Source organism: Bradyrhizobium sp. 17 (genome assembly GCF_023073515.1).
In the GTDB taxonomy this organism is placed as follows: Bacteria; Pseudomonadota; Alphaproteobacteria; order Rhizobiales; family Xanthobacteraceae; genus Bradyrhizobium; species Bradyrhizobium canariense_D.
Genome location: NZ_JADPJQ010000119.1, coordinates 161,096 through 187,502, shown reverse-complemented (window position 1 = coordinate 187,502; position 26,407 = coordinate 161,096). Strand labels below are relative to the sequence as shown.

At 64.9% G+C, this 26,407-nt stretch carries 23 protein-coding genes; 20 read left to right on the top strand and 3 right to left on the bottom strand.

All coding sequences use genetic code 11. From position 1 onward, the window contains the following. Positions 1-14: 14 nt before the first annotated feature. Both IVB13_RS28425 and IVB13_RS28420 read left to right on the top strand, forming a co-directional pair. Positions 15-1,598, top strand: a complete 1,584-nt coding sequence (locus IVB13_RS28425; protein ID WP_018453748.1) for an ABC transporter substrate-binding protein — start codon at positions 15-17, stop codon at positions 1,596-1,598. Next, on the top strand, positions 1,595-2,968 hold the full coding sequence (locus IVB13_RS28420; RefSeq protein WP_247490996.1) for an amidohydrolase family protein: 1,374 nt from the start codon (positions 1,595-1,597) through the stop codon (positions 2,966-2,968). Before IVB13_RS28425 ends, IVB13_RS28420 begins: the two co-directional genes overlap by 4 nt. Here IVB13_RS28420 and IVB13_RS28415 read toward each other — a convergent pair. Continuing rightward, the gene (locus IVB13_RS28415) at positions 2,958-3,872 is read right to left on the bottom strand and encodes a LysR substrate-binding domain-containing protein (RefSeq protein ID WP_018453750.1); all 915 of its coding nucleotides are present in this window, start codon (positions 3,870-3,872) and stop codon (positions 2,958-2,960) included. The two genes, IVB13_RS28420 and IVB13_RS28415, sit on opposite strands and share 11 nt — an antisense overlap. Positions 3,873-4,144: 272 nt before the next feature. Between IVB13_RS28415 and IVB13_RS28410 the strand changes: the two genes are divergently transcribed. From IVB13_RS28410 to IVB13_RS28365, 10 genes are all read left to right on the top strand, one after another. After that, on the top strand, positions 4,145-5,179 hold the full coding sequence (locus tag IVB13_RS28410) for an ABC transporter substrate-binding protein (protein ID WP_018453751.1): 1,035 nt from the start codon (positions 4,145-4,147) through the stop codon (positions 5,177-5,179). Between the two features lie 23 nt (positions 5,180-5,202). Then, on the top strand, positions 5,203-6,237 hold the full coding sequence (locus tag IVB13_RS28405) for an ABC transporter ATP-binding protein (protein ID WP_026232591.1): 1,035 nt from the start codon (positions 5,203-5,205) through the stop codon (positions 6,235-6,237). Then, entirely contained in the window at positions 6,234-7,109 is an 876-nt protein-coding gene (locus tag IVB13_RS28400) for an ABC transporter permease (protein WP_018453753.1), read from the top strand. Before IVB13_RS28405 ends, IVB13_RS28400 begins: the two co-directional genes overlap by 4 nt. Next, positions 7,106-7,912, top strand: coding sequence for an ABC transporter permease (locus IVB13_RS28395; RefSeq protein WP_018453754.1), 807 nt, complete (start codon positions 7,106-7,108; stop codon positions 7,910-7,912). Before IVB13_RS28400 ends, IVB13_RS28395 begins: the two co-directional genes overlap by 4 nt. A gap of 8 nt (positions 7,913-7,920) precedes the next feature. After that, positions 7,921-9,057, top strand: coding sequence for an FAD-dependent oxidoreductase (locus tag IVB13_RS28390; RefSeq protein ID WP_018453755.1), 1,137 nt, complete (start codon positions 7,921-7,923; stop codon positions 9,055-9,057). A 19-nt stretch (positions 9,058-9,076) separates the two neighbouring features. Then, a complete protein-coding gene (locus IVB13_RS28385; protein ID WP_018453756.1) occupies positions 9,077-9,373 on the top strand; it encodes a (2Fe-2S)-binding protein in 297 nt (98 codons plus the stop codon). After that, complete coding sequence (locus IVB13_RS28380; protein ID WP_018453757.1) at positions 9,370-10,788, top strand: (2Fe-2S)-binding protein; 1,419 nt, start codon at positions 9,370-9,372, stop codon at positions 10,786-10,788. Before IVB13_RS28385 ends, IVB13_RS28380 begins: the two co-directional genes overlap by 4 nt. Then, positions 10,785-11,906: an FAD-dependent oxidoreductase gene (locus tag IVB13_RS28375; protein ID WP_018453758.1), complete on the top strand. Its 1,122-nt coding sequence runs from the start codon at positions 10,785-10,787 to the stop codon at positions 11,904-11,906. Before IVB13_RS28380 ends, IVB13_RS28375 begins: the two co-directional genes overlap by 4 nt. Positions 11,907-11,920: 14 nt before the next feature. Continuing rightward, the gene (locus IVB13_RS28370; RefSeq protein WP_007596366.1) at positions 11,921-12,268 is read left to right on the top strand and encodes a RidA family protein; all 348 of its coding nucleotides are present in this window, start codon (positions 11,921-11,923) and stop codon (positions 12,266-12,268) included. Positions 12,269-12,439: 171 nt separating this feature from the next. Further along, a complete protein-coding gene (locus tag IVB13_RS28365; RefSeq protein WP_247294036.1) occupies positions 12,440-14,053 on the top strand; it encodes an ABC-F family ATP-binding cassette domain-containing protein in 1,614 nt (537 codons plus the stop codon). Between the two features lie 187 nt (positions 14,054-14,240). On the opposite strand, the gene IVB13_RS28360 is transcribed toward IVB13_RS28365, so the two are convergent. Further along, positions 14,241-15,575: a dicarboxylate/amino acid:cation symporter gene (locus tag IVB13_RS28360; protein WP_247490994.1), complete on the bottom strand. Its 1,335-nt coding sequence runs from the start codon at positions 15,573-15,575 to the stop codon at positions 14,241-14,243. Positions 15,576-15,699: 124 nt separating this feature from the next. On the opposite strand from IVB13_RS28360, the gene IVB13_RS28355 reads away from it, so the two are divergent. The 8 genes from IVB13_RS28355 (at position 15,700) to IVB13_RS28320 (ending at position 25,656) form a co-directional block, all read left to right on the top strand. After that, the gene (locus tag IVB13_RS28355) at positions 15,700-17,013 is read left to right on the top strand and encodes a solute carrier family 23 protein (protein WP_085394694.1); all 1,314 of its coding nucleotides are present in this window, start codon (positions 15,700-15,702) and stop codon (positions 17,011-17,013) included. 80 nt (positions 17,014-17,093) lie between these two features. Further along, positions 17,094-17,930, top strand: coding sequence for an SDR family oxidoreductase (locus IVB13_RS28350; protein ID WP_247294038.1), 837 nt, complete (start codon positions 17,094-17,096; stop codon positions 17,928-17,930). A gap of 52 nt (positions 17,931-17,982) precedes the next feature. Beyond that, a complete protein-coding gene (locus tag IVB13_RS28345; RefSeq protein ID WP_018453763.1) occupies positions 17,983-18,789 on the top strand; it encodes an NAD-dependent protein deacetylase in 807 nt (268 codons plus the stop codon). A 141-nt stretch (positions 18,790-18,930) separates the two neighbouring features. Then, positions 18,931-21,015 carry a hydantoinase/oxoprolinase family protein gene (locus IVB13_RS28340; protein ID WP_018453764.1) on the top strand — a complete coding sequence of 695 codons (2,085 nt, stop codon included), beginning with the start codon at positions 18,931-18,933 and terminating at the stop codon, positions 21,013-21,015. Positions 21,016-21,017: 2 nt separating this feature from the next. Next, positions 21,018-22,676 (top strand): hydantoinase B/oxoprolinase family protein, encoded by a 1,659-nt coding sequence (locus IVB13_RS28335; RefSeq protein WP_018453765.1) that lies wholly within the window; start codon positions 21,018-21,020, stop codon positions 22,674-22,676. Positions 22,677-22,715: 39 nt separating this feature from the next. Continuing rightward, positions 22,716-23,714: a TRAP transporter substrate-binding protein gene (locus IVB13_RS28330; RefSeq protein WP_018453766.1), complete on the top strand. Its 999-nt coding sequence runs from the start codon at positions 22,716-22,718 to the stop codon at positions 23,712-23,714. Positions 23,715-23,723: 9 nt separating this feature from the next. Then, a complete protein-coding gene (locus IVB13_RS28325; protein ID WP_018453767.1) occupies positions 23,724-24,317 on the top strand; it encodes a TRAP transporter small permease in 594 nt (197 codons plus the stop codon). Positions 24,318-24,351: 34 nt separating this feature from the next. Beyond that, complete coding sequence (locus IVB13_RS28320) at positions 24,352-25,656, top strand: TRAP transporter large permease subunit (RefSeq protein ID WP_018453768.1); 1,305 nt, start codon at positions 24,352-24,354, stop codon at positions 25,654-25,656. A 52-nt stretch (positions 25,657-25,708) separates the two neighbouring features. On the opposite strand, the gene IVB13_RS28315 is transcribed toward IVB13_RS28320, so the two are convergent. Beyond that, on the bottom strand, positions 25,709-26,353 hold the full coding sequence (locus IVB13_RS28315) for a glutathione binding-like protein (protein ID WP_018453769.1): 645 nt from the start codon (positions 26,351-26,353) through the stop codon (positions 25,709-25,711). Positions 26,354-26,407 lie beyond the last annotated feature (54 nt).

Sequence of the window (26,407 nt, the reverse complement as noted above, 5' to 3'; positions counted from 1 at the left end):
AGGAGCCTCTTGCAATGCCCGTCTCCCGCCGTTCGCTCCTCAAGGCCGTAGCCGCGGTGCCGGCGCTGTCATTTCCGGGCATCCTGCGCGCCGAATCCCAGACCACGCTACGCTTCATTCCGGTGATCGACCTCGCCTTCGTCGATCCCATCTATTCGACGGCACAAGTGTCGCGAAACCACGGCTTCATGGTCTACGACACGCTCTACGGCATGAGCTCTTCGCTCCAGGTCTCGCCTCAGATGCTGTCGGGCCATGTCGTCTCCGGCGACCGGCTGCAATGGGACCTCAGCTTGCGCGACGGTCTGTTCTGGCACGATGGCGAGCGCGTGCTCGCCCGCGACTGCGTCGCGAGCATCCGCCGCTGGGCCGCGCGCGACGGCTTTGGCGGCGAGCTGATGGAGGCGACTGACGAGCTGTCGGCCACTGACGACCGCACCATCCGCTTCCGCCTCAAACGTCCATTCCCGCTGTTGCCGCAAGCGCTGGGCAAGGCCGCGATCAACGCGTGCTTCATGATGCCGGAGCGGCTGGCGGGCCAGGATCCGTTCAAGCCGCTCACCGAAGTGATCGGCAGCGGCCCGTTCCGCTATCTCGCCGACGAGCGCGTGCAGGGTGCGCGCAACGCGTATGCCAGGTTCGAGCGCTATCAGCCGCGCACGGACGGCAAACCGGATTGGACAGCGGGCCCGAAGATCGTGCACTACGATCGGGTGGTCTGGACCACCACGCCCGATGCCGGCACCGGCGTCGCCGCGCTGCAGACCGGGGAGCAGGACTGGCAAGAGACCACGCCACACGACCTGCTGCCGATCATCAAGGCGGCCGGCGACATCGAGACGCGGATCCTCGATCCCCGCGGTTACGCCTGCATGCTGCGCCTCAATCATCTTCAGCCACCGTTCGACAATCCTGCCGTTCGCCGCGCGCTCCTGGGGGCCATCGATCAATCCGCCTTCATGACCGCGGTGGCCGGTACCGATCCGAACTTCCAGGTCTCACCGATCGGCTATTTCGCGCCGAATACGCCGATGGCCAGCGATGTCGGCCTCGATGTCTTCCGCGGCCCGCGTGACTACGCCAAAGTGAAGGCCGATCTCAAGGCCGCGGGGTATAATGGCAAGAAGGTCGTGGTGCTCGTGCCCACCAACTCACTGGCGCAGAAGCCGCTTGGCGAGATCGCCGTCGACTCCTTGCGCAAGGCCGGCATGAACGTCGAATATGCCGGGCTCGATTTCGCCGTGGTGCTGCAACGCCAACTCAAGAAGGACCCGATCGGGCAGGGCGGCTGGAGCGCGGCGGTCGGCAACTGGCAGGGCATCGACTGGCTCAATCCGGCCGGCAACACCAATATCCGTGGTGAGGGCAAGGTCGCCGGCTGGTATGCGAGCGAGAAGATGGCCGGGCTCCGCAGCCAGTGGCTGGCGGCCTCCGAGCTCGCGGAGCAGCAGCGCATCTGCCGTGAGATCCAGGCGGTGGCTTTCCAGGAAATCCCCTATATTCCGATTGGCCTGTACAAGCAGCCGACGGCCTATCGCAAAGCCATCACCGGCATTCTCGACGGCACCGCCGTCTTCTGGAACGTACGCCCCGCATGAGCATGATCGCAATCTTCGGCAGCTATGTGCTGGCACGCAAGGACGGCGCGCAGGACGTGTTGCGCGACCATTGGGTTCTGGTCGAAGGCAAGAAGATTGCCGCGGTCACGCGCGACAAGCCGCGGGCGGACGAGGTGCATGACCGTCCCGGCCGCTTCGTTCTGCCGGGCCTGTTGAACCTGCACAATCACTGCTTCTCCGAAGCGCTGGCGCGCAGCCACACCGAGGACGGCAACGGCCGCCGCAACAATCAGAGCATCGTTTACACGGTGCTTTTGCCGCTGACCAAGCGCGGTGCAGATATCTTGTCGGCGGAAGAGCGCATGGCGGTCGCGCGGCTCGGCATCCTCCAACTCCTGAAGGGCGGCGCCACCACGGTGATGGAGCCGTTCCGCAACTCGATCCCGGAGATGTTCGATGCCGCCGAGGAGATGGGCATCCGCTTCTACGGCGCGCCCTATCTGTTCTCGACGTCGGACGCCAAGGCCGGCCCCGACGGCGTGGTGCACTATTCCGGCGATGACGGCACAGCCGACATGGCGACCTGGGATGCACTCTACCAGCGCTGGAATAATCGCGGCGACGGCCGCATCGGCCTTGCGATGAGTCCGCATGCCACCGACACCTGCGGGCCTGATCTGTTGAGGGCCTGTGCCGCGCGGGCACGCGAGCTCGGCGTGCCCGTCACGACGCATATGGCGCAGAGCCGCGCCGAGGTCGAAACCATCGGCAAGCGCTATGGCGGCCGCACGCCGGCGCAATATCTCGACTGGCTCGGCCTGCTGGCGCCCGACCTGATGGCGGCACACTGCATGTTCAGCACCGATGACGATCTCAAGCTGATGGCCGCGCGCGGTATGACGGTTCTCAACTGCCCGCGCGTGTTCGCGCGCGCCGGCGTCACCGCGGCCTTCAGCCAGTTCGCGGAGCACGGCGTGCGCACGGTGGTCGGCACCGACGGCTACAACATGGACCTGCTCGGCGAGCTCAATGCGGCGTCGCTGATCTCCAAGATCACCTCGGCGCGTGCCGATGTCGCGAACGCGCCCGAGTTGATCGAGGCGAACACGGCAATCGCGGCCGATGTCATCAAGCGGCCCGATCTCGGCCGTATCGAGCCGGGCGCGACCGCCGACCTCACGATCGTCGATCTCACCCATCCGCATCTTCAGCCGCTGTTCGACCCGCGCCGCGCGCTGATCGCGCTCGCCAATCGCGCCAATATCGATCAGGTCATGGTCGACGGCCGCATGCTGGTCGATGCCGGCCGCTATCTCGGCGCCGACGAGGCGGCGATCACGGCTGCCGGCACCGCTGCGATTGGCAAGATCTGGGACCTGCCGGAGGCACAGGCGGCGTTCAACGGCTGAGGGGTGGCTCGTCGAATTCGGCGAGCGCCTTGCGTATGGTCTCGACCAGATCGAGCGCTACCGGCGAGGGGCTGCGCTGTGCCGGAAAGACCGCCGAGAATTCGAAGTCGATGCGCGGCAGGAAGCGGCGCACGACGACGCCGCGGGTGGAAAATTCCTGGGCGGTGAAGGGATCGCAGATGGCGACGCCAAGTCCTGACGACACCATGCCGCACATGATCTCCGACAGCGTGGTCTCGACCCTGAGCACGCGGCGGACATCGTGGCGATGGAAGACCTGGTCGACGAGGTGGCGGCTCGACGAGCCCGCCGACAGCGAGATGAAAGTCTCGCCCTCGAAGTCGCGGGGCTCCAGCACTTCCTTTTCCGCGAGGCGGTGACCGGTGGGCAGTACAGCCACACGCGCGGGCGCCGGCAGCTTCTGGCTCGGCAAGCCCGAATGCGCGATGGGCACCTCGGCAAAGCCGACGTCGCACTGATTGTTCAGTACCCAGTCGACCACGATCGGCGAGATCACGCCGAAGAAAGCGAGGTTGAGGTTCGGCCGCTCCCTCAGGAAGTGCCCGGTGAGCCGCGGCAAATAGCCATTCGACAATGCTGGAAGTGCCGCGATCCGCAGTGAGCCGGTGCGGCGGCCGCGGATTTCCTCGGCTGCCGCGGTGATGCGTTCGAGGCCGACGAAGGAGCGCTCGACTTCGGTGTAGAGTGCCATGGCCGCAGCGGTCGGCACGAGGCCGGTGCCGCGCCGTTCGAACAGCTCCATCTTCAACAGCGCCTGGAGGTCGCGCAGCAACCGGGAGACCGCCGGCTGCGTCACGGTCATCAGCGCCGCCGCCTCCGTCACGCTGCCGGTCAGCATCGTCGCCCGGAAAGCCTCCACCTGCCGCGAATTGATCCGGGCCATCCCCATTTCCATTCATAATATTTAGGCATGCAGAGGCTGCCATTATTCATTGGACGATGGAAGCCGGAGTTTGCGATCTTTTTCATCAGTGCTGGAGACGGCCCGCTTTTTCGGCAGATTGGAGGGGTTTAAACCTCCGGATCGCGCCAAAATTCGCCGCGCAAGGGCTGGAGCCCTAGTCGGAGAGGGATCTGCGCGGAAGGAAATGCGGAAGGTTCAGCCAACGAGACTCGTCGGCACGTCACCTCATCCCGGTATGGAGATCGGACCACATGAAGACTTTTCGCCTTCTGACAGCGGTCAGCATCGCGGCCCTCATCGCCGCCCCCTCGGTTGCCACGGCTCAGCAAAAGACGCTCTATGTCGCCGGCTATGGCGGCTCGTTCGAGAAGACCATCCGCGACGAGGTGATCCCGACTTTTGAGAAGGAGAACGGCGTCAAGGTCGAGTACGTCGCCGGCAACTCCACCGACACGCTGGCCAAGCTCCAGGCGCAGAAGGGCAACCAGCAGATCGACGTCGCCATCGTTGACGACGGCCCGATGTACCAGGCGATCCAACTCGGCTTCTGCGGCAAGCTCGATGGCCTGCCGACCGATCTCTACGACACCGCGCGCTTCAAGGACGATCGTGCGGTCGCGATCGGCATCGTCGCGACCGGCCTGATGTACAACACCAAGGTGTTTGCGGAGAAGGGCTGGGCGCCGCCGACCTCCTGGAACGATCTCAAGGACACGAAATACGCCAAGCAGCTCGTGATCCCGCCGATCAACAACACCTATGGCCTCGAAGCGCTGGTGATGCTGTCGAAGATGAATGGCGGCGGCGAGTCCAATGTCGATTCCGGCTTCAAGATCTTCAAGGAGCAGATCAATCCGAACGTGCTCGCCTATGAGCCGTCGCCGGGCAAGATGACCGAGCTGTTCCAGTCCGGGCAGGCTGTGATCGCGGTGTGGGGCACCGGCCGCGTGCAGAGCTTTGCCAATACCGGCTTCCCCGTCGATTTCGTCTATCCGAAGGAGGGCGCCGCGACGTTGCTGACGACCGCCTGTCCGATCACCAAGCCGAACGCCTCGCCGCTTGCGTCTAGCTTCGTCAAGATGCTGCTCGAACCCAAGATCCAGCTCGTGATGCTGAAGGATTACGGCTACGGCCCGGTGCTGAAATCGCTGGTGATCCCGCCCGAGCTCGGCAAGATGGCGCCGATCGGCGAGCGCGCGGCAAAGCTCTATAATCCGGACTGGACCGTCATCAACGAGAAGCGCGAGGAATGGACCAAGCGCTGGAATCGCGAGGTCGAGCGCTGATCGGTCATCCCGGAGACAGTGCGATGGCCTATCTCGAGCTCGAAGGGGTCGCCAAGCAATTCGGAGCGCAGACTGTCGTCGACGACTTCAGTCTCGCGGTCGGGAAGGGGGAGTTCGTCTCCTTTCTCGGCCCCTCCGGCTGCGGCAAGACCACGACCCTGCAGATGATCGCGGGCTTCCTCGATCCCACCCGCGGCGCGATCCGGCTGCAAGGCAAGGATCTGACCGCGATCCATCCGGCCAAACGCGGGCTCGGGATCGTGTTCCAGAGCTACGCGCTGTTTCCGCACATGACCGCGGCCGAGAATGTCGCCTTCGGGCTCGAGATGCGCAATGTGCCGCGCGGCGAACGGACCGAGCGCGTTCGCGCAGCGCTCGCGATGGTCGGGCTTGCCGGCTACGAGGATCGCCATCCGCGTCGCATGTCCGGCGGCCAGCAGCAGCGCGTGGCGCTGGCGCGCGCGCTGGTGATCAAGCCGAGCGTGCTGTTGCTCGACGAGCCGCTATCGAATCTCGACGCCAAGCTGCGCGAGGAGATGCAGATCGAGCTGCGCCAGATCCAGCGTACCATCGGCACCACCACGATCCTCGTCACCCACGACCAGAACGAGGCGATGTCGTTGTCCGACCGCATCGTGGTGATGAGCCAGGGCCGGATCGAGCAGATCGGCACGCCGCAAGAGACTTATGAGAAGCCGGCCTCGGCCTTCGTCTCGCAGTTTTTGGGAAAGACCAACGACTTTGCCGCGACGATCGATCGGACCAGTGCGCCTGGGCGATTGATTGTCGGCTCGTGGAGCGCGCCTGCGCATGTCGGGCGCAGCGGTCCCGTCACCATTAGCATTCGCCCCGAGCGGATCGACTTTGGCGACGCGGGCCTCAGCGCAAAGATCGTCACACGCATCTTCCAGGGCAATCACTGGCTGTTCCAGTGCGAGAGCGAATGCGGCCCGGCGACCGTGATCCGCCAGAATGACGGCCGGTCGCAGCCGGTCGAAGGCGAGGCCGTTCACCTCACCTGGCGGCCCGAGGACATGAGCGTGAGGGGCGTCGCATGAGCGCTTCCGCCGAGGAACGAAACGCACGCACGCCCTGGGCGCTGACGGCGCCCGCTTTGATGCTGTTCGTCGGCGTGCTCCTGATTCCGCTGGCAATGACCGTGATGCTGTCCTTCCATGATTGGGGCCAGTACAAGGGCATCGAGCCGGTCTTCATCCTCAAGAACTGGCATGAGATCGTAACCGATCCCTATTACGCCGAGATGTTCGGGCGGACGTTTCGCATCGCGATCCTGACTACGCTGCTCACGGCCGTGCTCGGTGCACCCGAAGCCTACATCCTCAACCGCATGAGCGGACGCTGGAAGAGCGTTTTTCTCCTGGTCATCCTGGGGCCGTTGCTGATTTCCGTGGTGGCGCGGACGCTCGGCTGGGCGCTGCTGTTCGGCGGCAACAACGGCCTCGTCAATAAGCTGCTGATGTCGGCCGGGCTGATCCGCGCGCCTATCCCCTTCATGTTCACCGAAACCGGCATGGTGGTCGCACTCGCGCACGTGATGATGCCGTTCATGGTGCTGTCGGTGTGGGCGGCGCTGCAGCGGCTCGATCCGCAGATCGAGAATGCCGCGATGTCGCTCGGCGCCGGCCCTGCGACCATCATCCACCGCATCATCATGCCGCAGATCATGCCGGGCGTGCTGTCTGGGGCGATCATCGTGTTCTCGCTCTCGGCCAGCGCGTTTGCGACGCCCGCCATCATCGGCGGCCGTCGACTCAAGGTCGCGGCGACGCTGGCCTATGACGAGTTCCTCAACACGCTGAACTGGCCGCTGGGGGCGGCGGTCGCCACGCTGCTGCTGGCCGCGCTGGTCTTGATCGTCGTCGGCAGCAACGCACTGATCGAGCGCCGTTACGCGGAGGTGTTCCGATGAGCCGGAATGGCCCGCTCGCGCTGATCTTCCACACCATCTTTGTCATCGTCATGGTGGCGCCGATCCTCGTCGTCTGCCTCGTTGCGTTCACGCCTGAAGGCTTCCTGTCGTTGCCGACAAACGGTTTTTCGTTGCGCTGGTTCAGGGCGATCGCCAACTATCCCGAATTCGTCCATGCTTTCTGGGTCAGCCTTGGCCTGGGCGCACTATCGTCGTTCGTCGCGCTATTATTCGCGGTACCGGCGGCGCTCGCGATCGCGCGCTATCGCTTCCGCGGCCGTGATGCGCTCGCGGCCCTCTTTCTCTCGCCGCTGATGATCCCGCATGTCGTGCTCGGCATCGCGTTCCTGCGCTTCTTCACCTCGGCCGGGATGGGCGGCAGCTTCGCCGCGCTGATCATCGCGCATGTCATCATCGTGTTTCCGTTCGCGCTACGGCTGACCCTGGCGGCGGCGACCGGCATGGACCTTTCGGTCGAGATGGCGGCGGTCTCGCTCGGTGCCGGCGGCTGGACGCTATTCCGCCGCGTGACGCTGCCGTTGATCCTGCCCGGCGTCATCAGCGGCTGGGCGCTCGCCTTCATCCAGTCCTTCGACGATCTCACCATGACCGTCTTCCTCGCGGGACCCGGCACCGAAACACTGCCGGTGCGCATGTTCCTCTACATCCAGGACAACATCGATCCGCTGGTGACGTCCGTCTCGGCCTGCGTGATCGCGATCACCATGACCGCCCTCATTCTGCTCGATCGCTTCTACGGGCTCGACCGCGTGCTCGCCGGCAAGGGCGATACAGGGCGATAGGAGAATCCATGCGAACAGATTACGACGTCGCCGTCGTCGGCGGCGGATTGCTCGGCTCCGCCATCGCCTGGGGCCTGGGAAGACTCGGCAAGAAGGTGGCCGTGCTCGACGAAGGCGACATCACCAAGCGCGCCTCACGCGCGAACTTTGCGCTGGTTTGGGTCCAGAGCAAGGGGCTCGGCATGCCAGCCTATACCGTCTGGACGGTGCAGGCGTCACAGGCGTGGAGCAGGCTCGCCTCGGAGCTGAAGCAGCAGACCGGCCTCGATGTCTCGCTTCAGCAGAACGGCGGTTTTCATCTGACGCTTGGCGAGGACGAGTTCGGTCAGCGCGCCGAGCTGGTCAAGCGCATGCACAACCAGACGGGTGCCGCCGATTACAAGATGGAGATGCTGCCGGCATCCGAGGTGAAGAAGGCGCTGCCGCTGATCGGGCCCGAGGTCTCCGGCGGCAGTTATTGTCCACTCGACGGTCACGTCAATTCGCTGCGCACGTTTCGTGCGTTCCACACCGGCTTCAAGGCATTCGGCATCGACTATCTTCCGGAGCGCCCGGTCTCGGCGATCAGCAGGAGCAGCGGCGAATTCTGCCTGACGACGCCGCAGGGCGAGCTCCGTGCCGCCAAGATCGTGCTCGCCGCCGGCAATGCTAACCAGACCCTGGCGCCGATGGTCGGTCTCCACGCCCCGATGGGCCCGACCCGCGGCCAGATCGTGGTGACCGAGCGCACCATGCCCTTTCTGCCGCATCCGCTGACCACGATCCGCCAGACCGACGAGGGCACGGTGATGATCGGCGACAGCAAGGAAGACGAGCTCGACGATCGCGCGCTGAAGCACTCGATCAGCGCCGTGATGACGGATCGCGCCCAGCGCATGTTTCCGCATCTCGCGCGGCTCAACGTGGTCCGGAGCTGGGCCGGCATCCGCGTCATGCCGCAGGACGGCTTTCCGATCTACGACCAGTCGGAGACGCATCCCGGTGCCTTCGTCGCCTGCTGCCACTCCGGGGTGACACTCGCCTCCAACCACGCCTTCGAGATCGCGCGGATGGTTGCGCAAGGCGCGCTCGAGCCCGAGCTGGTCGGCGCGTTCTCGGCCAGCCGTTTTGGCGCCGCCGGTGCCGCGAACAACAGCGGCTACTAGGGACATTGAAGGAGCCAGGATGTTCAAACGATCCGAGCAGGACAAGCGGCCAGCGGTGCAAATCTTCGTCGATGGCGTTGCCGTCGCGGCGCGGCAGGGCGACACCGTCTCCGCCGCGCTGCTGGCCTCGAGCTGCGATGCACGCCGTTCGACCGCAGTCAGCGGGGCGCTGCGTTTGCCCTATTGCATGATGGGCGTGTGCTTCGATTGCCTCGTCACCATCGATGGCGTCGGCAACCGACAGGGCTGCCTGGTGCCGGTCACCGACGGCATGCAGATCGAGATTCAGAAGGGCAAGCGGGAGATCGGGAAATGACTGTGGCTCCCAAGCGCGAAGAATATGACGTCGTGGTGATCGGGGCCGGGCCTGCCGGCCTTGCCGCCGCCGCGACGGCCGCCGAAGCCGGCCTGTCCACGCTGCTGCTCGACGAGAATATCGGCCCCGGAGGCCAGGTGTTTCGTGCCATCGCCTCGACGCCGGTGACCGACCGCAGCCAGCTCGGTGAGGACTATTGGGTCGGTACCGATCTCGTGCAGGCGCTACGCGCAGGCAACGCGGAGGTCATTCAGCGCGCAACGGTCTGGAGCCTCGATCGCAATCTCGATATCGCCGTCTCGGTCGGCGGCGCGTCCGCCTTCGTCAAGGCCAGGCGCGTGATCCTCGCGACCGGCGCGCTGGAGCGGCCGTTTCCGATTCCCGGGTGGACGCTTCCGGGCGTGATGACCGCGGGCGCCGCGCAGACCATGTTGAAAACATCGGCCCTGGTGCCGGATGGCCGCACGGTGATCGCGGGGCAGGGGCCGCTGCTCTGGCTGCTCGCCGCGCAGATCTTGCGTCTCGGCGGTCGCATCGATCGCATTCTCGACACCACCGAGCGCGGAAACTATTTCGCCGCACTCCCCCACGCTTTCGCTTTCCTGACCTCGCCGTATTTCGCCAAGGGCTTGTCGATGATGCGCGAGGTGAAGGCGAAGGTGCAGGTCGTCTCAGGTGTCAGCGAGCTTGCTGCCTCTGGTGACGGCCAACTCGCGAACGTCAGCTATGTCGCCGGCGGCAAACGCGAGACCGTCCTTGCGGATCTCTTGCTGCTGCACCAGGGCGTCGTGCCCAACGTCAATCTGGCGATGGCGGCCGGAATCGAGCATCGCTGGGATGATTTGCAATTGTGCTGGTCTCCGGTGCTGGATGCCAGCGGCAATTCGTCGGTCGCCGGCATTGCGATTGCTGGCGACGGCGCCGGCATCGGCGGGGCGAACGCAGCCGTAGTGCGCGGCCGCATCGCGGCACGCGCGGCAGTGGAGGCGTTGGCGCCTGCGGCTGCAAAAAAATCTGCGCCGATGGCGAGCCTCCGCGCCGATCTCGCCAAGGCCGAACGTGGTCGCGTTTTTCTCGACACGCTGTTCCGGCCGGCGCCGCAGTTTCGCATTCCCGCAGGCGACACCATCGTCTGTCGCTGTGAGGAGGTCACCGCAAAGGATATTCTCGACGCCGTCGCGATCGGCGCGACCGGGCCGAACCAGCTCAAGGCCTACCGCCGCACCGGCATGGGGCCGTGCCAGGGCCGGCTCTGCGGCCTCACCGTCACCGAGCTGATGGCGCAGGCGCGGGGCAAGAGCCCGCAGGAGATTGGCTATTACCGGCTGCGCGCGCCGGTCAAGCCGATCACGCTCGCCGAGCTCGCCGCCGTTCCGAAGAGCGCAGACGACATCAAGGCGGTGGTGCGCGGATGACGAAAAACGTGGATGCGATCGTCGTCGGCGGCGGCATCCACGGGTGCTCGACCGCGCTATATCTGTGTCTCGCCGGCCTCAAGCCGGTGCTGATCGAGAAGGACTATGCCGGCCGGCACGCTTCCGGTGTCAACGCCGGCGGCGTGCGCCAGCTTGCGCGGCACATCCCCGAAATCCCGCTTTCGATCCGCTCGATGGGTATCTGGGAGAAGATCACCGATCTCCTCGACGACGATTGCAGCTTTGAGAGCTATGGCCAGGTCCTCGTCGCCGAGAACGAAGAGGAACTCGCGGTCTGCCGCGCACGTGTGGCCGAGCTCAACGCGCTCGGCTTCACCCACGAAGAGCTGATCGATGCCGCAGAGCTGCGGCGCCTCGTGCCGGCGGTGGCCGAGACCTGTCCCGGCGGCGTGGTCTCGCGCCGCGACGGTGCGGCCAATCCCGCGCAGGCGACGACGGCGTTCCGTCGCAAGGCGGAGCAACTAGGTGCGACCGTGCGCGAGGGCATTGCCGCCACGAATATCCGGCACACCGATGGTCTCTGGCATGTCGATGTCGGCGCCGAGAGCTTTGCCGCGCCGGTGCTCGTCAATGCCGCCGGCGCCTGGGCCGGGACCATCGCAGCCGCGCTCGGTGAGCCCGTTCCGGTCGAGACGGTGGCGCCGATGTTGATGATCACCTCGCGCGTGCCGCATTTCATCGATCCGGTCGTGATCCTGCGCGGCCGCAAGCTGTCCTTCAAGCAATTCAAGAACGGCACGGTGCTGATCGGCGGCGGCCATTTGGCTACGCCCCATCAGGATCGCAACGAGACGGTGTTGGACTGGAAAAGCCTCGCGACCAGCGCCCGCACCGTGTTCGAGCTGTTCCCGGTCATGCGCGACGCGACGATCATGCGGGCCTGGGCCGGCATCGAGGCCAAGACCAAGGACGATCTGCCCGTGTTTGGACCGAGCAGCCGGCACAAGGGCCTCTATCACCAATTCGGTTTTTCGCTGCACGGTTTCCAGCTCGGCCCCGGCGCGGGCGCCGTCATGGCGGAGCTGATCGTCAACGGCGGCACCCAGACCCGCATCGGCGATCTCGGCATCGACCGTTTCCACCCCTCCACGCTCTAGCAAAAGAGGACATCATGAGCATTACCCGCAGCATCCGCACGCCCATCATGCACCGCGCCGTCGAAGCCAACGGCTTCGTCTTCATTGGCGGCACCATCGCCGACGACACCTCTGTGTCGATGGGCGAGCAGACCCGCAACATCCTCGGCAAGATCGCCGGCTATCTGAAGGAAGCGGGCACCGACAAGTCGCGCGTCGTGAGCACCTCGATCTTCGTCACGGACCTTTCCAAGAAGAAGGAGATGGACGCGGTCTGGACCGAGTTCTTCGGCGACAATCTGCCGACCCGCGCCACCGTCGGCGTCGCCGATCTCGGCGGCAGCGCGCTGATCGAGGTCGTGGTCACCGCGCTCAAGGGTTGATCGCGCGGGCCTGCGGCGGACGTCGGCGCTCCGCGCGCCGTCGTTCCTCAGAGCCTCGCCTTGATCTCGCCCTTCGATGGGATTAGTTAGAGAGCCCTCAAACAGGATATTCGAGATCCATGGATTTGACCCCGACCGCAAAGCCGACCTGCCTTGCTCACGGGGAATTCCATGCCTGCTTCCATCATCCTGTCCAACCTGTCGCTGTCCTCGCCTGACGGCCGCTCTCTTTTTTCCAATATCGATCTGACGTTCGGCGCCGAGCGGACCGGCCTCGTCGGCCGCAACGGCGTCGGGAAGACGACGCTGCTTGCGTCGATTTCGCGAGAGCACATTCCTCAATCGGGGCGCGTTGCTATCAACGGAACCGTTGGTCTGTTGCGCCAGGACGTCCAGCCCCTTGCGGGCGCGAAGGTGATCGACCTGTTCGGTGCGCGAGCCGCGCTCGATGTGCTTCGCCGTGCCGAGCGCGGGGATGCCTTGGCCGAGGAGGTTTCCGAGGTCGATTGGACCCTCGAAACACGGCTTACGTCCGCCCTTGCGCGTGTCGGGTTCGACGTCGCTCCGGAGATCGAGCTCGACCGCCTGTCGGGCGGGCAGGTCACGCGGGTTCGTCTGGCCGCGCTGATCTTTGCGGAGCCAGACTTCCTGCTGCTCGACGAGCCCACCAACAATCTCGATCGGGAGGGGCGCAAGGCGGTGATCGATTTCCTTGCGTCTTGGCGCGGTGGGGCGATCGTCGTCAGCCACGATCGGAGCCTGCTCGAAACCATGGATGCGATCGTCGAGCTGAGGTCGCTCGGAGCTACGCGATACGGCGGCAATTGGAGCAGTTATTGCGAGCAGAAAGCCGTTGCGCTCGCGGCTGTCAGGCACGACCTCGCGCATGCCCAGAGGCGCCTGTCCGAGATCGACGGGAAAGCGCAGGAGGCCGCGGAGAGGAAAGCGCGCAAGGACGGCGGGGGCAAGAAGAAGCGCGCCAAGGGCGACATGCCGCGCATCCTGGCCGGCGCACGCAAGGACCGTAGCGAAGACACCGGCGGCAAGACCGCGCAGATCGCCGAGCGGCGGCGTGCGGATGCGCTTGAGGCCCTTGATACGGCGCGCCGGCGCATCGAGATTCTTCAGCCGCTGTCGGTGAAGCTGCCCTCGACCCGGCTGCCAGCGGGCAGGGAGGTGGTTTGGCTCGATTGCGTCAGCGCCGGCTATCGGCCGGACCGGGAAGTCTTGCGCGATCTATCGCTCGCGATCGTTGGTCCGGAGCGCCTGGCAATTGTCGGACCCAACGGTTCCGGCAAGACGACGCTGCTGAAACTCGTCGCCGGCGAACTACGTCCGCTCTCCGGCACCATGCGGGTCAGGCCGGATCTTGCGCTGTTCGATCAGAAGGCCAGCCTGCTCGATCCCGCGGTCTCCATCCTGGATAACTTCAGGCGCTTCCATCCGAAGGCGGGTGCAAATGAATGCCATGCGGCGCTGGCCCGGTTCATGTTTCGAGCCGATGCCGCCTTGCAGATTGCGGGACATTTGAGCGGCGGGCAGATGTTTCGTGCAGGCCTTGCCTGCGTGCTGGGCGGAGCGATGCCGCCGTCGCTGCTGATCCTCGACGAGCCGACCAATCATCTGGACATCGAATCCATCGAAGCCGTCGAAGCGGGCTTGAGGGCCTATGACGGCGCGCTGCTCGTCGTCAGTCATGATGAGGCGTTTTTGCAGGCGATCGGGATTACCCGACGGCTCGATCTTGCTGCCCCGAGGCAGCGCGCCGGTTGCAGGATCATTTGATCCCGCTTTGCGGTTCGGCACGACGACAATTTTCAAAAACCCGACGCCCTGCCCCCAGCGCGTCGGGTGGAAAAAGATGAGTATCAATCCGTGATCCCAACGCAGCAGTTGTGACTCGCGTCGCTCCAATTTACCACTCCGGGAAACTACCGCGTTGGAACCGGACGCCGCCCAACCTGCGCGCGGCCTAGGAGGCGGCGCTGCCGCCCGGTTCGAGCGCCTCACCCATCTCCAGCGGATGGGCCATGGTCTCGTGCAGCGCATCGCGGTCGAGCTCGCCTTCGGAGATGCTGATGACGACACAGGCGACGCCGTTGCCGATCAGATTGGTCAGCGCGCGGCACTCGCTCATGAACTTGTCGATGCCGACCAGGATCGCAATCGACTGGATCGGGATGTCGGGCACGATCGAGAGCGTCGCCGCCAGCGTGATGAAGCCCGCCCCCGTCACGCCAGAGGCGCCCTTCGAGGTGATCATGGCGATGCCGAGAATGCCGAGCTCCTGCCAGATGGTCAGATGGGTATTGGTCGCCTGCGCCAGGAACAGCGTTGCCAGCGTCATGTAGATGTTGGTGCCGTCGAGGTTGAAGCTGTAACCGGTCGGAATGACGAGGCCGACCACCGAACGCGAGGCGCCGAGATGCTCCATCTTCTGGATCATCTGCGGCAGCACCGTTTCTGATGACGAGGTGCCGAGCACGATCAGCAGCTCGTCCTTGAGGTAGGCGATGAAACGCAAGATCGAGAAGCCGGCGAGCCGCGCGATTGCGCCGAGCACGACCACCACGAACAGGATGCTGGTGAGATAGAACGTGCCGATCAGGGCCGCGAGGTTGAGCAGCGAACCGAGGCCGTAGGCACCGACGGTGAACGCCATCGCGCCGAACGCTCCGATCGGGGCGACGCGCACGATGATGCGGATGATGCCGAAGAACATCTTTGCGGCCTTGTCGATCGCCTCCGCAATGGGCTCGCCGGCCTTGCCGAGGAACGCGATGGCGAAGCCCGACAGGATCGAGATCAGTAGCACCTGCAACAGATCGCCGCGTGCGATGGCGCCCAGATAGCTGTCGGGGATGATCGCCATCAGATGGGCGACGATGCCTTCTTCCTTGGCCTTGGTGACGTAGGTCGCCACCGATTTCGGGTCGATCGTGGCGGGATCGATGTTGAAGCCGTGCCCGGGCTGGAGCACCTCGCCGACCAGCAGGCCGACCGCGAGCGCCACGGTCGAGACCGTCTCGAAATAGATCAGCGACTTCAGCCCGACCCGACCGACGCGCTTGAGGTCGCCCATCGAGGAGATGCCGTGCACCACGGTGCAGAAGATCACCGGCGCGATCATCATCTTGATCAGCGCGATGAAACCGTCGCCGAGCGGCTTCAGGGCCTTGCCGAGATCGGGATAGAAATAGCCGACGAGCACCCCGAGTGCGATCGCGATCAGCACCTGAATGTAGAGGATCTTGTACCAGGGCTGGTGCCGGCGGTGGACGGCTGGCTGGATCGCAATGTGTGTCATAGAATAGGCCCCGGACGTATTGATCTTGTTTGATTTGCATCATGTGATGGCCGCTGCAGAAGCGACAATCACATTTTTATCTGTTCGCACGAAGATCTGTCGCTGCACCGCAACTGGGGGGAACATGCCGATTGCAACGGGCTCCGATGAGCGAGCGCAAGGCTATTTTCCGCGTTGGATTCTGAAGTCCTCCGGCGTGATCATGCCCGAGCAGCGGCTGCCGCTTGGCCAGACCGTCGTCTCCGGTCTCCAGCATTGCGTCGCAATGTCGGGCTCGACGATCATCGCGCCGCTGCTGATGGGGTTCGATCCCAATGTTGCGGTGCTGTTTTCCGGCATCGGCACGCTGATCTTCTTCGTCATCGTCGCGGGGCGCGTGCCGAGCTACCTCGGCTCGAGCTTCGCGTTCATCGCGGTCGTGATCGCCGCCACAGGCTATGCCGGGCACGGGCCGAACCCGAACCTGTCGGTTGCGCTTGGCGGCATCGTAGGAGCCGGCGTCCTCTACGGCCTGATCGCGCTGGTCGTGATGTGGTCGGGGGTTGGCTGGATCGAGAAGCTGTTGCCGCCGGTCGTCACCGGCGCTGTGGTCGCCGCGATCGGCCTCAACCTCGCGCCGGTGGCGGTCAAGGCAGTGAGCGCCAATGCGTTCGACACAGGAATCGGGCTCGCGACCGTTCTGATCATCGGCGTGGTTGCCGTTGGCGCGCCTGGCCTGTGGCGCCGCCTGCCGATCATTCTCGGCGCGATCGGCGGATATCTTTTGTACCTGCTGTTCGCGAACGGCCTCGGCTTCGGCAGGCCGATCGACTTCACGCAAGTTTCGGCTGCGTCGTGGATCGGCCTGCCGAGTCTTACCACGCCGACCTTCCAGGCCGATGCAATCGTCCTGATCGCGCCGGTCGCGATCATTCTCGTCGCCGAGAACCTCGGTCACATCAAGGCCGTCGGCGCCATGACGGGCCGGAGCCTCGATGACTATCTCGGCCGCGCCTTGCTTGCCGACAGCCTCGCGACCATGGTGGCCGCCTGCGGCGGCGGCACCGGCGTCACCACCTATGCCGAAAACATCGGCGTCATGGCGGCGACGAAGGTCTATTCGACCTTGCTGTTTGCCTTCGCGGCGATGGTGTCGATCGTGCTCGGCTTCTCGCCGAAATTCGGCGCGCTGGTCCTGTCGATCCCGGGTCCCGTCATCGGTGGGCTCTCGATCGTGCTGTTCGGGTTGATCGCCGCAATGGCCGGCCGGATCTGGGTCGAGAACAAGGTCGACTTCTCAAGTCCGGCAAACCTGATCACCGTCGCGGTCGCGCTCACCGCAGGCGCCGGCGACCTCACGCTCAAATTCGGCGCCTTCACGATCGGCGGGATCGGCACCGCAACCTTTGGCGCCATCATCCTGTACCAGATCCTGACTTCGCGACTGGCTCGCCGCTAGGAGTGAATCCCAGCGGTGCGCCGACGGATGGAACAAAACGCCGGTTCCCTCCATGTTGATGTGTCCCCCGGAGAAGAACGATGCCACATATCGACCGCTCGACCACCTTTTCTTCGCGCCTCGTCGGCCAATACGCGCTGGTGACGGGCGCCTCGCAAGGCATCGGCCGCGCCGTCGCCATTCGGCTTGCCCAGGAAGGCGCGACCGTCGCCATCAACTATGTCGATCATCCGGAAAAGGCAGAGGAGGTGCTCGCGTCCGCGCGTACGGCATCGAGCGATCGCGGCCACGGCAAGCTCGACCATATCGTCGTCAGGGCCGACGTCAGCAACGAGCAGGACGTAGCCGCGATGTTCGAGACGATCCTGGCGCGCTGGAAGCGTCTCGACTGCCTGGTCAACAATGCGGGCTTCCAGCGGGAATCGCCGAGCGAGGCGCTCGACATCGACACCTATCGCCGCATCATCGACGTCAATCTCAACGGCGCCGTGCTCTGCGCCCAGAAGGCGCTCGCGCATTTCGTTGCGCGCGGCGCAGGCGGCAGCATCATCAATTGCTCCAGCGTCCACCAGATCATCCCGAAACCCGGCTACCTCGCCTATTCCATCAGCAAGGGCGGCATGGCCAATCTGACACGCACGCTGGCACTCGAATTCGCCGGCCGCGGCATTCGCGTCAATGCGGTCGGTCCAGGCGCGATCGACACCCCAATCAACGCGGCCTGGACCGGCGATCCGGAAAAGCGCGGTGTGGTCACCAGCCACATTCCGCTCGGCCGTGTCGGCACGCCGGAGGAGATCGCCGGCGTGTTCGCCTTCCTCGCCTCGGATGAGGCCAGCTACATCACGGGGCAGACCATCTATGCGTGCGGAGGTCTGACGCTGTTTCCCGAATTCCGCGAGAACTGGGCAAGCTAGCGGGCTTCCTCGCCATCTGGCAAAACCGGCCTGCGCAGACTACATCTGCGTCATGGCAAATCATCCGCTCCGCGATTTCGTCGGACGGCACGAAAATCTGTTCGTGCTGACCGGCGCTGGCTGCAGCACCAATTCGGGCATCCCCGATTATCGCGACAGTCACGGCAACTGGAAGCGGACCCAGCCGGTGAACTTCCAGGCTTTCATGTCGGAAGAGCATACGCGTCGGCGCTATTGGGCGCGCAGCCTGATCGGCTGGCGGCGGTTCGGCCAGGCGAGGCCGAACGATGCGCATCACGCGCTCGCCCGGCTCGAGGCGAGCGGGCGTTGCGGAATGCTGCTGACCCAGAACGTCGACCGGCTGCATCAATCCGCCGGCCACCGCCAGGTGATCGACCTGCACGGCCGGCTCGATCTGGTCCGCTGCATGGGCTGCGGTCAAAAGACCCCGCGGAGCGAATTCCAGAAGACGCTCGGCCACGCCAATGCGGAATGGTTGACGCTCGACGCGGCCGATGCGCCCGACGGCGATGCGGACCTGGAGCATGCGGATTTTTCGTCGTTCAAGGTGCCGGCCTGCGAATCCTGCGGCGGCATCCTCAAGCCCGACGTCGTGTTCTTCGGCGAGACCGTCCCGCGCGACGTGGTCGTGACCGCGCAGGATCATCTGGCGCAGGCGGACGCCATGCTCATCGTCGGCTCGTCACTGATGGTCTATTCCGGTTTCCGCTTTGTGCAGGCGGCCGCGCAACGGCAAATCCCGATCGCTGCGGTCAATCTCGGACGCACCCGCGCCGATGATCTCCTCACGCTGAAGGTCGAGGAGCGCTGCGAAGCGGCGCTTGCATTCCTGCTCTGATCGCGCGGCCTGCGAACACGCCTTGCCTATTGCATGGGTGCCAAGCAGAATAGCTGGACGGCAGCATGTTCCTGTCATCCATGGCATGGAAATTGCTGCGCTTTTGTCCTCGGTCTTGACGATCAGCACGGAGAGTTTGGAATGCTTGAGGGAGCCGAGGTGCGGCTTGCCGTCGATATCGGTGGCACGTTCACCGACATCGTGCTGGACGTGGGCGAGGTGCGCAAGACGCGCAAATTGCTGACGACGCCGCAGCGGCCGGAAGAGGCGGTGCTGGACGGCATGCGGCTCATTCTCGCTGATGCGCGCGCCTATATCAGCGACATCGACGTCTTCATTCACGGCACGACGCTCGCGACCAACGCCATCATCGAGCGTCGCGGCGCCAAGACGGCGTTGATCGCGACCGAGGGCTTTCGCGACGTGCTCGATATCGGCACCGAGAGCCGCTACGACCAGTATGACCTCTCCATCGACAAGCCGAAGCCGCTGGCGCCGCGATCTTTGCGCTTCACCGTGCCCGAGCGCATCGACGCGCATGGCGCCGTCCGCCTCCCGTTGGACGAAGCGGCGGTGCGCGCGCTCGCGCCAAGATTGCGCGCGCTGAACGTCGAGAGCGTCGCAATCGCGTTCCTGCACTCCTACGCCAATCCCGAGCACGAGCGCCGCACGGCCGCGATCATCAGTGAGGAGATGCCCGGCATTTCCGTGACCGTATCGTCCGCGGTGTGCCCGGAGATCCGCGAATATGAGCGCACATCGACTGCAGTGGCCAACGCCTATGTGCAGCCGCTAATCGATGGTTATCTCGCTCGCATGTCCGACGCCTTGCAGGTCGAGCAGTACCGCGGCGCGATCTATCTCGTCACCTCCGGCGGCGGTGTCACCTCGATCGAGACGGCGCGGCGCTTTCCGGTGCGCCTCGTCGAATCCGGTCCTGCCGGCGGCGCCATTTTCGCGGCGCAGATCGCGGCGCGTCTCGGCGAGAGCAAGGTGCTGTCCTTCGATATGGGCGGTACCACGGCAAAGATCTGTCTGATCGAAAAATACCAGCCCGAGACCTCGCGCGTGTTCGAGGTCGATCGCGCAGCGCGCTTCCTGAAAGGTTCGGGTCTGCCGGTGCGGATTCCCGTGATCGAGATGGTCGAGATCGGCGCCGGCGGCGGCTCGATCGCCCATGTCGATGCGATGAAGCGCGTCACGGTCGGTCCTGAGAGTGCCTCGTCGGAGCCCGGGCCCGCCTGCTACGGCCGCGGCGGCCTGCGCCCGGCCGTGACGGATGCCGACGTCGCGCTCGGCATGATCGATCCGGACGACTTCGCGGGTGGCACGATCAAGCTCGACCCTGAACTCTCGAAGCAGGCGCTGCTGCGCAGCGTCGGCGAGCCGCTGGGTCTGTCGGCAGAGACTGCGGCCTATGCCGTGCACGAGGTCGTCTGCGAGAACATGGCGAGCGCGGCGCGCGTGCATGCGGTCGAGCGCGGTGAGATTGTCGGTCAGCACACGCTGATCGCCTTCGGCGGCGCGGCGCCTCTGCATGCGGCGCGCGTCGCCGAGAAGATCGGTGTCTCCCGCGTGATCGTTCCTTCCAATGCCGGCGTCGGCTCGGCCGTTGGCTTCCTCGCGGCTCCGATCGCCTACGAGCTGGTGCGCAGCCGTCATGTGCGGCTCGACGATTTCGACACCGAAGGGGTCTCCGATCTGCTCCAGGAGATGGTGACCGAAGCGCGTGCGCTGGTCGAGACGGGTGCGGCAGGCGCGCCGGTCCGCGAGCGCCGCGCGGCCTTCATGCGCTATGTCGGTCAAGGCCATGAGATCTCGATCGAACTGCCGAACCGGCGGCTGGCGACGGCCGATCTGGCCGGCCTGCGTCAGAAGTTCGAGGCGGATTATGCGGTGATGTTCGAGCGGCCGATCCCGGGTGCGGCGATCGAGGTCTTGAGCTGGTCGGTGCTTGCGACGACCGAGGCGCGCAATCCGCCTATTGTCGCGGCCGTTACGCGCAAGCCCGCCGGGAAGGCGACCGGCAGCCGCAAGTTCTTCGATGGCCGGGTCGGGGAGGTGATCGAGATCCCGCTCTATCGCCGCGAGGACATGGCGCCAGGCGCGACGATTGCAGGTCCCGCCGTGATCGCGGAGGACGAGACCTCGACGTTCGTCTCCAACAGTTTTGATGCCCATATCGACGGTGCCGGCAGCATCGTCATGGAACGGAAGGCGGCCTGATCATGAGCAAGGCAAGCGGCGCGAGCCTGATCGACCTTCAGATCATGTGGCACCGGCTGATCGCCGTGGTCGAGGAGCAGGCGCAGGTGCTGCTCCGCACGGCCTTCAGCCCGATCGTGCGCGAATGCGGCGACCTCTCGGCCGGCGTGTTCGACCTCAAGGGACGGATGCTGGCGCAGGCGGTGACCGGCACGCCCGGCCACGTCAACTCGATGGCGGAATCGGTCAAGCACTTCATCGCCCACTTTCCGATCGAGACGATGAAGGAGGGCGACGCCTACATCACCAACGATCCCTGGATGGGCACCGGCCATCTCAACGATTTCGTCGTCACCACGCCCTGCTTCAAGGACGGCAAGCCGGTCGCGCTGTTTTCCTGCACCAGCCATCTCATGGACATCGGCGGCATCGGCTTCGGACCCGACGCCACCGACGTGTTCATGGAGGGGCTCTACATCCCCATGCTGAAGCTGATCGACCAGGGCGTCGTCAACGAGACGCTGATGGCGATGATCCGCACCAACACGCGGCTGCCGATCGACACCGAGGGCGATACCTATTCGCTCGCCGGCTGCAACGACGTCGGCTGCGAGCGCCTGGTCGAGATGATGACCGAGTTCGGCATCGACTCGCTCGATGCGCTCGGCGACTACATCTGCGACCGCTCGCGCGAGGCCGTGCTGGCCGAGATCGCCAAACTGCCGAAAGGCAGCTGGCGCAACACCATGGTGGTCGACGGCTATGATGAGCCGGTCACGCTGGCCGCCGTGCTGACGATCTCGGACGAAGGCATCCACGTCGACTTCGACGGCACCTCGGCCGCGTCCAGGTTCGGCATCAACGTGCCTCTGTCCTACACCATCGCTTACACCGTGTTCGGTCTCGGCTGCGTCGTCGCCTCCCAGATTCCGAACAATGCCGGTTCGCTCTCGCCACTGACGGTGTCGGCTCCCAAAGGCGCGATCCTCAATGCGCCAAAGCCGGCGCCGGTCGCCTCGCGCCACATCATCGGCCAGATGCTGCCCGATGTCGTGTTCGGCTGCCTGCGCCAGATCATTCCCGAGCGCGTGCCCGCGGAAGGCACCTCGTGCCTGTGGAATCTCAACGTGCGCGGCCAGACCCGCTCGGGCGCCGGCGGCAATTACGGATTTTCGATGGCGGTGACCTCCAATGGCGGGACCGGCGCGCGCTTCGCGAAGGACGGGCTGTCGGCGACCGCCTATCCCAGCGGCGTGCGCGGCACGCCGGTTGAGATCGCCGAGACGCAGACGCCGCTGATCTTCTGGCGCAAGGAACTGCGTCCGGATTCCGGCGGGGCAGGGCGAACCCGCGGGGGCCTCGGCCAGATCATCGAGGTCGGCAGCGGTGTCGATGGGCCGTTCGACATCCTGGCGGCATTCGATCGCATCGATCATCCGCCACGCGGACGTGATGGCGGCAAGAACGGCGAGGCCGGCTATGTCGGCCTGAAGTCCGGCAAGAAGCTGCGTGGAAAAGGCTTTCAGCAGGTGCCGCCGGACGACCGGCTGGTGGTGCTGACACCAGGCGGCGCCGGCATCGGCGATCCCCGGGAGCGCGCGCCGACAGCCGTCAACGACGACATCGAAAGCGGCCTCGTGTCTGCCGACAATGCGGTTGAAATTTATGGGCACACGCGATGACGCTTCAGGCGTCGTGCGCGTAGCAAACGGAGGGGCTCAATGATCACGCGACGGACTTTTACCGCGGGCGCAGCGACGCTGCTCGCAGCCGGCCACATCTCGACCCGCGCGCGAGCGGCGACGGTAAGCTGGGACATGTCGACGGTATGGCCCGACGGCAATTTCCACACCCAGAACGCGTTTGCCTTCGCGGAAGAGGTGAAGAAGCAGACGGCTGGCTCGGTCGCGATCACCGTGAAGGCCGGTGGACAGCTCGGCTTCAAGGGCCCCGAGCATCTGCGCGCCGTCCGCGACGGTCTGGTGCCGCTCGCCGACGTCCTCAATATTCAGCAGGTCGGCGACGAACCCTTCATGGGCGTCGAAAGCATTCCCTTTCTCTGCGGCTCCATGGACGAATTGAAGGTGCTGCACAAATACGTGCGGCCCGAATACGAGAAGGTCGCCGCGCGCAACAACCAGAAGATCCTCTACATCGTGCCCTGGCCGACGCAATATCTGCATCTCAAGGTCAAGGTCGCCGATGTCGACGGCTTGAAGAACATCAAGATCCGCGTGCCCGACAAGAACGCCGTCGACATGCTGGCCGTGGTCGGCATGGCGCCGGTGATGATTCCGTGGGGCGAGACCATCCCGGCGCTGGCGTCGGGCGCGGTCTCCGGCGTATCCACCTCGTCGGTGTCGGGCGTCGACGGAAAATTCTGGGAATTCCTGAAATACATCTACCCGACCAACCACGTCTGGTCGTCGCAGATGCTCACCGTCAACCTCGATTCCTGGAAGGCGCTGAGTGCCGATCAGCAGCAGCTCGTCGCCGGCATTGCCGCGAAGATGGAGCCGGGCTTCTGGGCGAACTCGCTCAAGGCGGACGTCGACAGCCTCAACCGGCTCAAGGAAGGCGGCATGGAGGTGGTGCCGGTCTCGGATGCCATGATCACGGACATTCGCGCCAAGACCGCGCCGCAGCTCGACGCTTTCGTCAAGCGCGTGCCGGCGGCCGACAAGCCGGTGCGGGCCTATCTCGCGGAAATGAAGCGCTGAGGACTTGCAGTGGCGGATGTTTTGCCTGCGTCGTCCCATAGTCTCAACGCGGCGGCGCCGGAGCCGCTGCGCATCCTGCTCGACGGCATCGACCGTCTTGGCCGGCTGGACGGCTGGATCGGTGGCGGCTGCCTCTTGATGCTGACGCTGCTGATGCTGTGCGAGGTCGCAACGCGCTTCCTCTCGAACTTCCTGCCGTTCTTTCCGCCCACAATCTCGATCGCGTGGGAGTATTCCTCCTATCTGATGGCGGCGTCCTTCACCTTCGGCGCCGCCATGACCCTGCGCGTCGGCGGCCATATCCGTGTCGTGCTGCTGCTGAAGAACGTCCCCGCTCCGTTTCAGCGCGCGATCGAAATCCTGTCGGCCGCCGCCGGCTTCGCCTTCATGGCCTTCCTGACATCGTCGATGGCGAAGTTCGCCTTCGGCGCCTATGTGCGCGGCCAGGTCTCGACCTCGAGCGACACCCCGCTGTGGTTTCCACAGGCCGTCGTCACCTTCGGCATGCTGCTGCTGACGCTGCAGTTCCTGGCGCGCGTGATCCAGGCCGTGCTCGGCCTGCCGCTGGAGGACCACCGCATGAAGGCCTCGCCCGTCGAATGATCGCCCACGCGCCAGCCAGCAGACACCGGATACCATGACCATCGAAGTCATTGCTCTCTTCGGGATCCTGTTTGCGCTTCTGGCATGCGGCGTATGGATCGGCCTGACGCTTGCGCTCACCGCAACGCTGCTGCTGGCGATGTTCCGCTCAATCCCGCTCGACAAGCTGCTGCCGCAATACGCCTGGAACATCTTGACGACGCAGGAACTGCTGGCGCTGCCGCTGTTCATCCTGATGGGCGAGTTGCTGTTTCGCACCCGTCTGTCACGTTCTCTGTTCCAGGGGCTCGCGCCCTGGGCGGGGCTTTTGCCGGGTCGTCTTCTGCATGTGAACGTGATCGGCTGCACCATCTTCGCCGCAATCTCCGGCTCGTCGGCGGCGACGACGCAGGTGATCGGCCGCATGTCCCTGAACGAACTGCTGCGCCGCGGCTATTCCCGCGACATCGCGATCGGCTCGCTCGCCGGCGCCGGCACGCTCGGCTTTTTGATCCCGCCATCCAACATCATGATCATCTACGGCGTGCTCGGCGACGTCTCGATCCTGAAACTGTTCACGGCCGGGGTGCTGCCCGGACTGCTGCTGGCCGCCACCTTCATGGGGTGGGTGATGCTGCACACGACCCTTAACCCCGGCATGGTGCCGGAGGCGGAAGCCAAGCTCTCGCAAGTGCCATGGCGCGAACGGTTTGCGGCGCTCAAGGACCTCGCGCCGGCGCTGTTCCTGATCGCCTGCGTGCTCGGCTCGATGTATGGCGGGCTGGCGACGCCGTCGGAGGCCGCCGCGGTCGGCGTGTTCGGCGCGGCGCTGGTCGCCTGGGCGCAGGGCTCGATGTCGCAGCAGGTGATGCGTGACGTGCTGATCGGCTCGGTCGTGACCTGTTCGATGATCGCGCTGATCGTGCTCGGCGCCTCGATCCTCGGCAACGCCGCGGCCTTCCTCGGCATCCCGCAGGCAGTCGCCGCCTTCGTGAAGGGCTTGGGGCTATCGCCGTTCATGCTGATCGTGGTGCTGATTATCTTTTATCTGATCCTCGGCTGTTTCCTCGATGGCTTCTCGATGATCGTGATGACGCTGCCGATCGTGCTGCCGATCGTGAAGGGCGCGGGCTTCGACGAGATCTGGTTCGGCATCTTCCTCGTGCTCGCGGTCGAGATGGCCCAGATCACGCCGCCGGTCGGCTTCAACCTGTTCGTGATCCAAGGCCTGACCGACGACGGCCTCGGCTACATCGCGCGCGTCACGATGCCCTATCTCCTCATCATGGTCGGATTCGTGCTGCTGCTGACGCTCTGGCCCGGCATAGTCACGATCCTGCCGAGGGTGTTGTACGGATAGATTGCGCCGTCCCGGCCGCTCAGCCGGGACGGCGCGCCTCAATCGTCAAAGCTTACGCCGCGGCCTTCTTCCGCGCCTGCTCGGCCTTGTACAGCTCGAACTCTTCCGCGATCGCCTTGGCGATCGAGGGCCGTTGACGCAGGCGTTCGTAATAGGCCTTCACGTTCGGCCATTTGGCGAGCTCGATCGGCGGCGTCGCCATGGTCCAGTTGATGACCGTGACGAGATAGGCGTCGGCGACGCTGAATTGGTCGAGCAGGAAGTCGCGCCCCTTCAGGTAATTGTCGAGATAGTCCAGCCGCGACAGGTTCTTCTCCAGCGCGTAGGCTTTCGTCTCCTGCGGCGCCTTGCGGTCGAGCACCGGGATGAACAGGCCCTTGTGCAGCTCGGTGCCGATGAAGCAGAGCCATTGATGCAGTCGCGTGCGCTCGATGCCCGCTGCGGCTCCGAGACCCGATTGCGGGAAGCGGTCGGCGATATATTGCAGGATCGCGGCGTTCTCGGTCAGCACCACGCCGTCGTCCGTCCGCAGTGTCGGCACCAGGCCGATCGGGTTCACGGTTCGAAAGTCGGTGCCGTCGCTCAGCACCGTCTTGGTCGGCGGATCGACTTCGAGATAATTGGCTTCGGCGCCGGCTTCATACAGCGCGACGCGGCTCGCCATCGAACAGGCGAGCGGCGAGAAATAAAGATCCATCTTGAGCCTCCTTGGGCAATTCTTCGATGTGACTTTTGGAGTGGCGCTCAACCT

What these genes read in the sequence shown, in the direction of transcription:
- IVB13_RS28380 (WP_018453757.1), top strand. Translation starts at nt 9,370, where the DNA reads ATGACTGTGGCTCCCAAGCGCGAAGAATATGACGTCGTGGTGATCGGG.
- IVB13_RS28365 (WP_247294036.1), top strand. Translation starts at nt 12,440, where the DNA reads ATGCCTGCTTCCATCATCCTGTCCAACCTGTCGCTGTCCTCGCCTGAC.
- IVB13_RS28335 (WP_018453765.1), top strand. Translation starts at nt 21,018, where the DNA reads ATGAGCAAGGCAAGCGGCGCGAGCCTGATCGACCTTCAGATCATGTGG.
- IVB13_RS28360 (WP_247490994.1), bottom strand. Translation starts at nt 15,575, where the DNA reads ATGACACACATTGCGATCCAGCCAGCCGTCCACCGCCGGCACCAGCCC.
- IVB13_RS28390 (WP_018453755.1), top strand. Translation starts at nt 7,921, where the DNA reads ATGCGAACAGATTACGACGTCGCCGTCGTCGGCGGCGGATTGCTCGGC.
- IVB13_RS28400 (WP_018453753.1), top strand. Translation starts at nt 6,234, where the DNA reads ATGAGCGCTTCCGCCGAGGAACGAAACGCACGCACGCCCTGGGCGCTG.
- IVB13_RS28375 (WP_018453758.1), top strand. Translation starts at nt 10,785, where the DNA reads ATGACGAAAAACGTGGATGCGATCGTCGTCGGCGGCGGCATCCACGGG.
- IVB13_RS28405 (WP_026232591.1), top strand. Translation starts at nt 5,203, where the DNA reads ATGGCCTATCTCGAGCTCGAAGGGGTCGCCAAGCAATTCGGAGCGCAG.
- IVB13_RS28395 (WP_018453754.1), top strand. Translation starts at nt 7,106, where the DNA reads ATGAGCCGGAATGGCCCGCTCGCGCTGATCTTCCACACCATCTTTGTC.
- IVB13_RS28420 (WP_247490996.1), top strand. Translation starts at nt 1,595, where the DNA reads ATGAGCATGATCGCAATCTTCGGCAGCTATGTGCTGGCACGCAAGGAC.
- IVB13_RS28410 (WP_018453751.1), top strand. Translation starts at nt 4,145, where the DNA reads ATGAAGACTTTTCGCCTTCTGACAGCGGTCAGCATCGCGGCCCTCATC.
- IVB13_RS28425 (WP_018453748.1), top strand. Translation starts at nt 15, where the DNA reads ATGCCCGTCTCCCGCCGTTCGCTCCTCAAGGCCGTAGCCGCGGTGCCG.
- IVB13_RS28340 (WP_018453764.1), top strand. Translation starts at nt 18,931, where the DNA reads ATGCTTGAGGGAGCCGAGGTGCGGCTTGCCGTCGATATCGGTGGCACG.
- IVB13_RS28320 (WP_018453768.1), top strand. Translation starts at nt 24,352, where the DNA reads ATGACCATCGAAGTCATTGCTCTCTTCGGGATCCTGTTTGCGCTTCTG.
- IVB13_RS28355 (WP_085394694.1), top strand. Translation starts at nt 15,700, where the DNA reads ATGCCGATTGCAACGGGCTCCGATGAGCGAGCGCAAGGCTATTTTCCG.
- IVB13_RS28370 (WP_007596366.1), top strand. Translation starts at nt 11,921, where the DNA reads ATGAGCATTACCCGCAGCATCCGCACGCCCATCATGCACCGCGCCGTC.
- IVB13_RS28315 (WP_018453769.1), bottom strand. Translation starts at nt 26,353, where the DNA reads ATGGATCTTTATTTCTCGCCGCTCGCCTGTTCGATGGCGAGCCGCGTC.
- IVB13_RS28385 (WP_018453756.1), top strand. Translation starts at nt 9,077, where the DNA reads ATGTTCAAACGATCCGAGCAGGACAAGCGGCCAGCGGTGCAAATCTTC.
- IVB13_RS28350 (WP_247294038.1), top strand. Translation starts at nt 17,094, where the DNA reads ATGCCACATATCGACCGCTCGACCACCTTTTCTTCGCGCCTCGTCGGC.
- IVB13_RS28345 (WP_018453763.1), top strand. Translation starts at nt 17,983, where the DNA reads ATGGCAAATCATCCGCTCCGCGATTTCGTCGGACGGCACGAAAATCTG.
- IVB13_RS28415 (WP_018453750.1), bottom strand. Translation starts at nt 3,872, where the DNA reads ATGGCCCGGATCAATTCGCGGCAGGTGGAGGCTTTCCGGGCGACGATG.
- IVB13_RS28330 (WP_018453766.1), top strand. Translation starts at nt 22,716, where the DNA reads ATGATCACGCGACGGACTTTTACCGCGGGCGCAGCGACGCTGCTCGCA.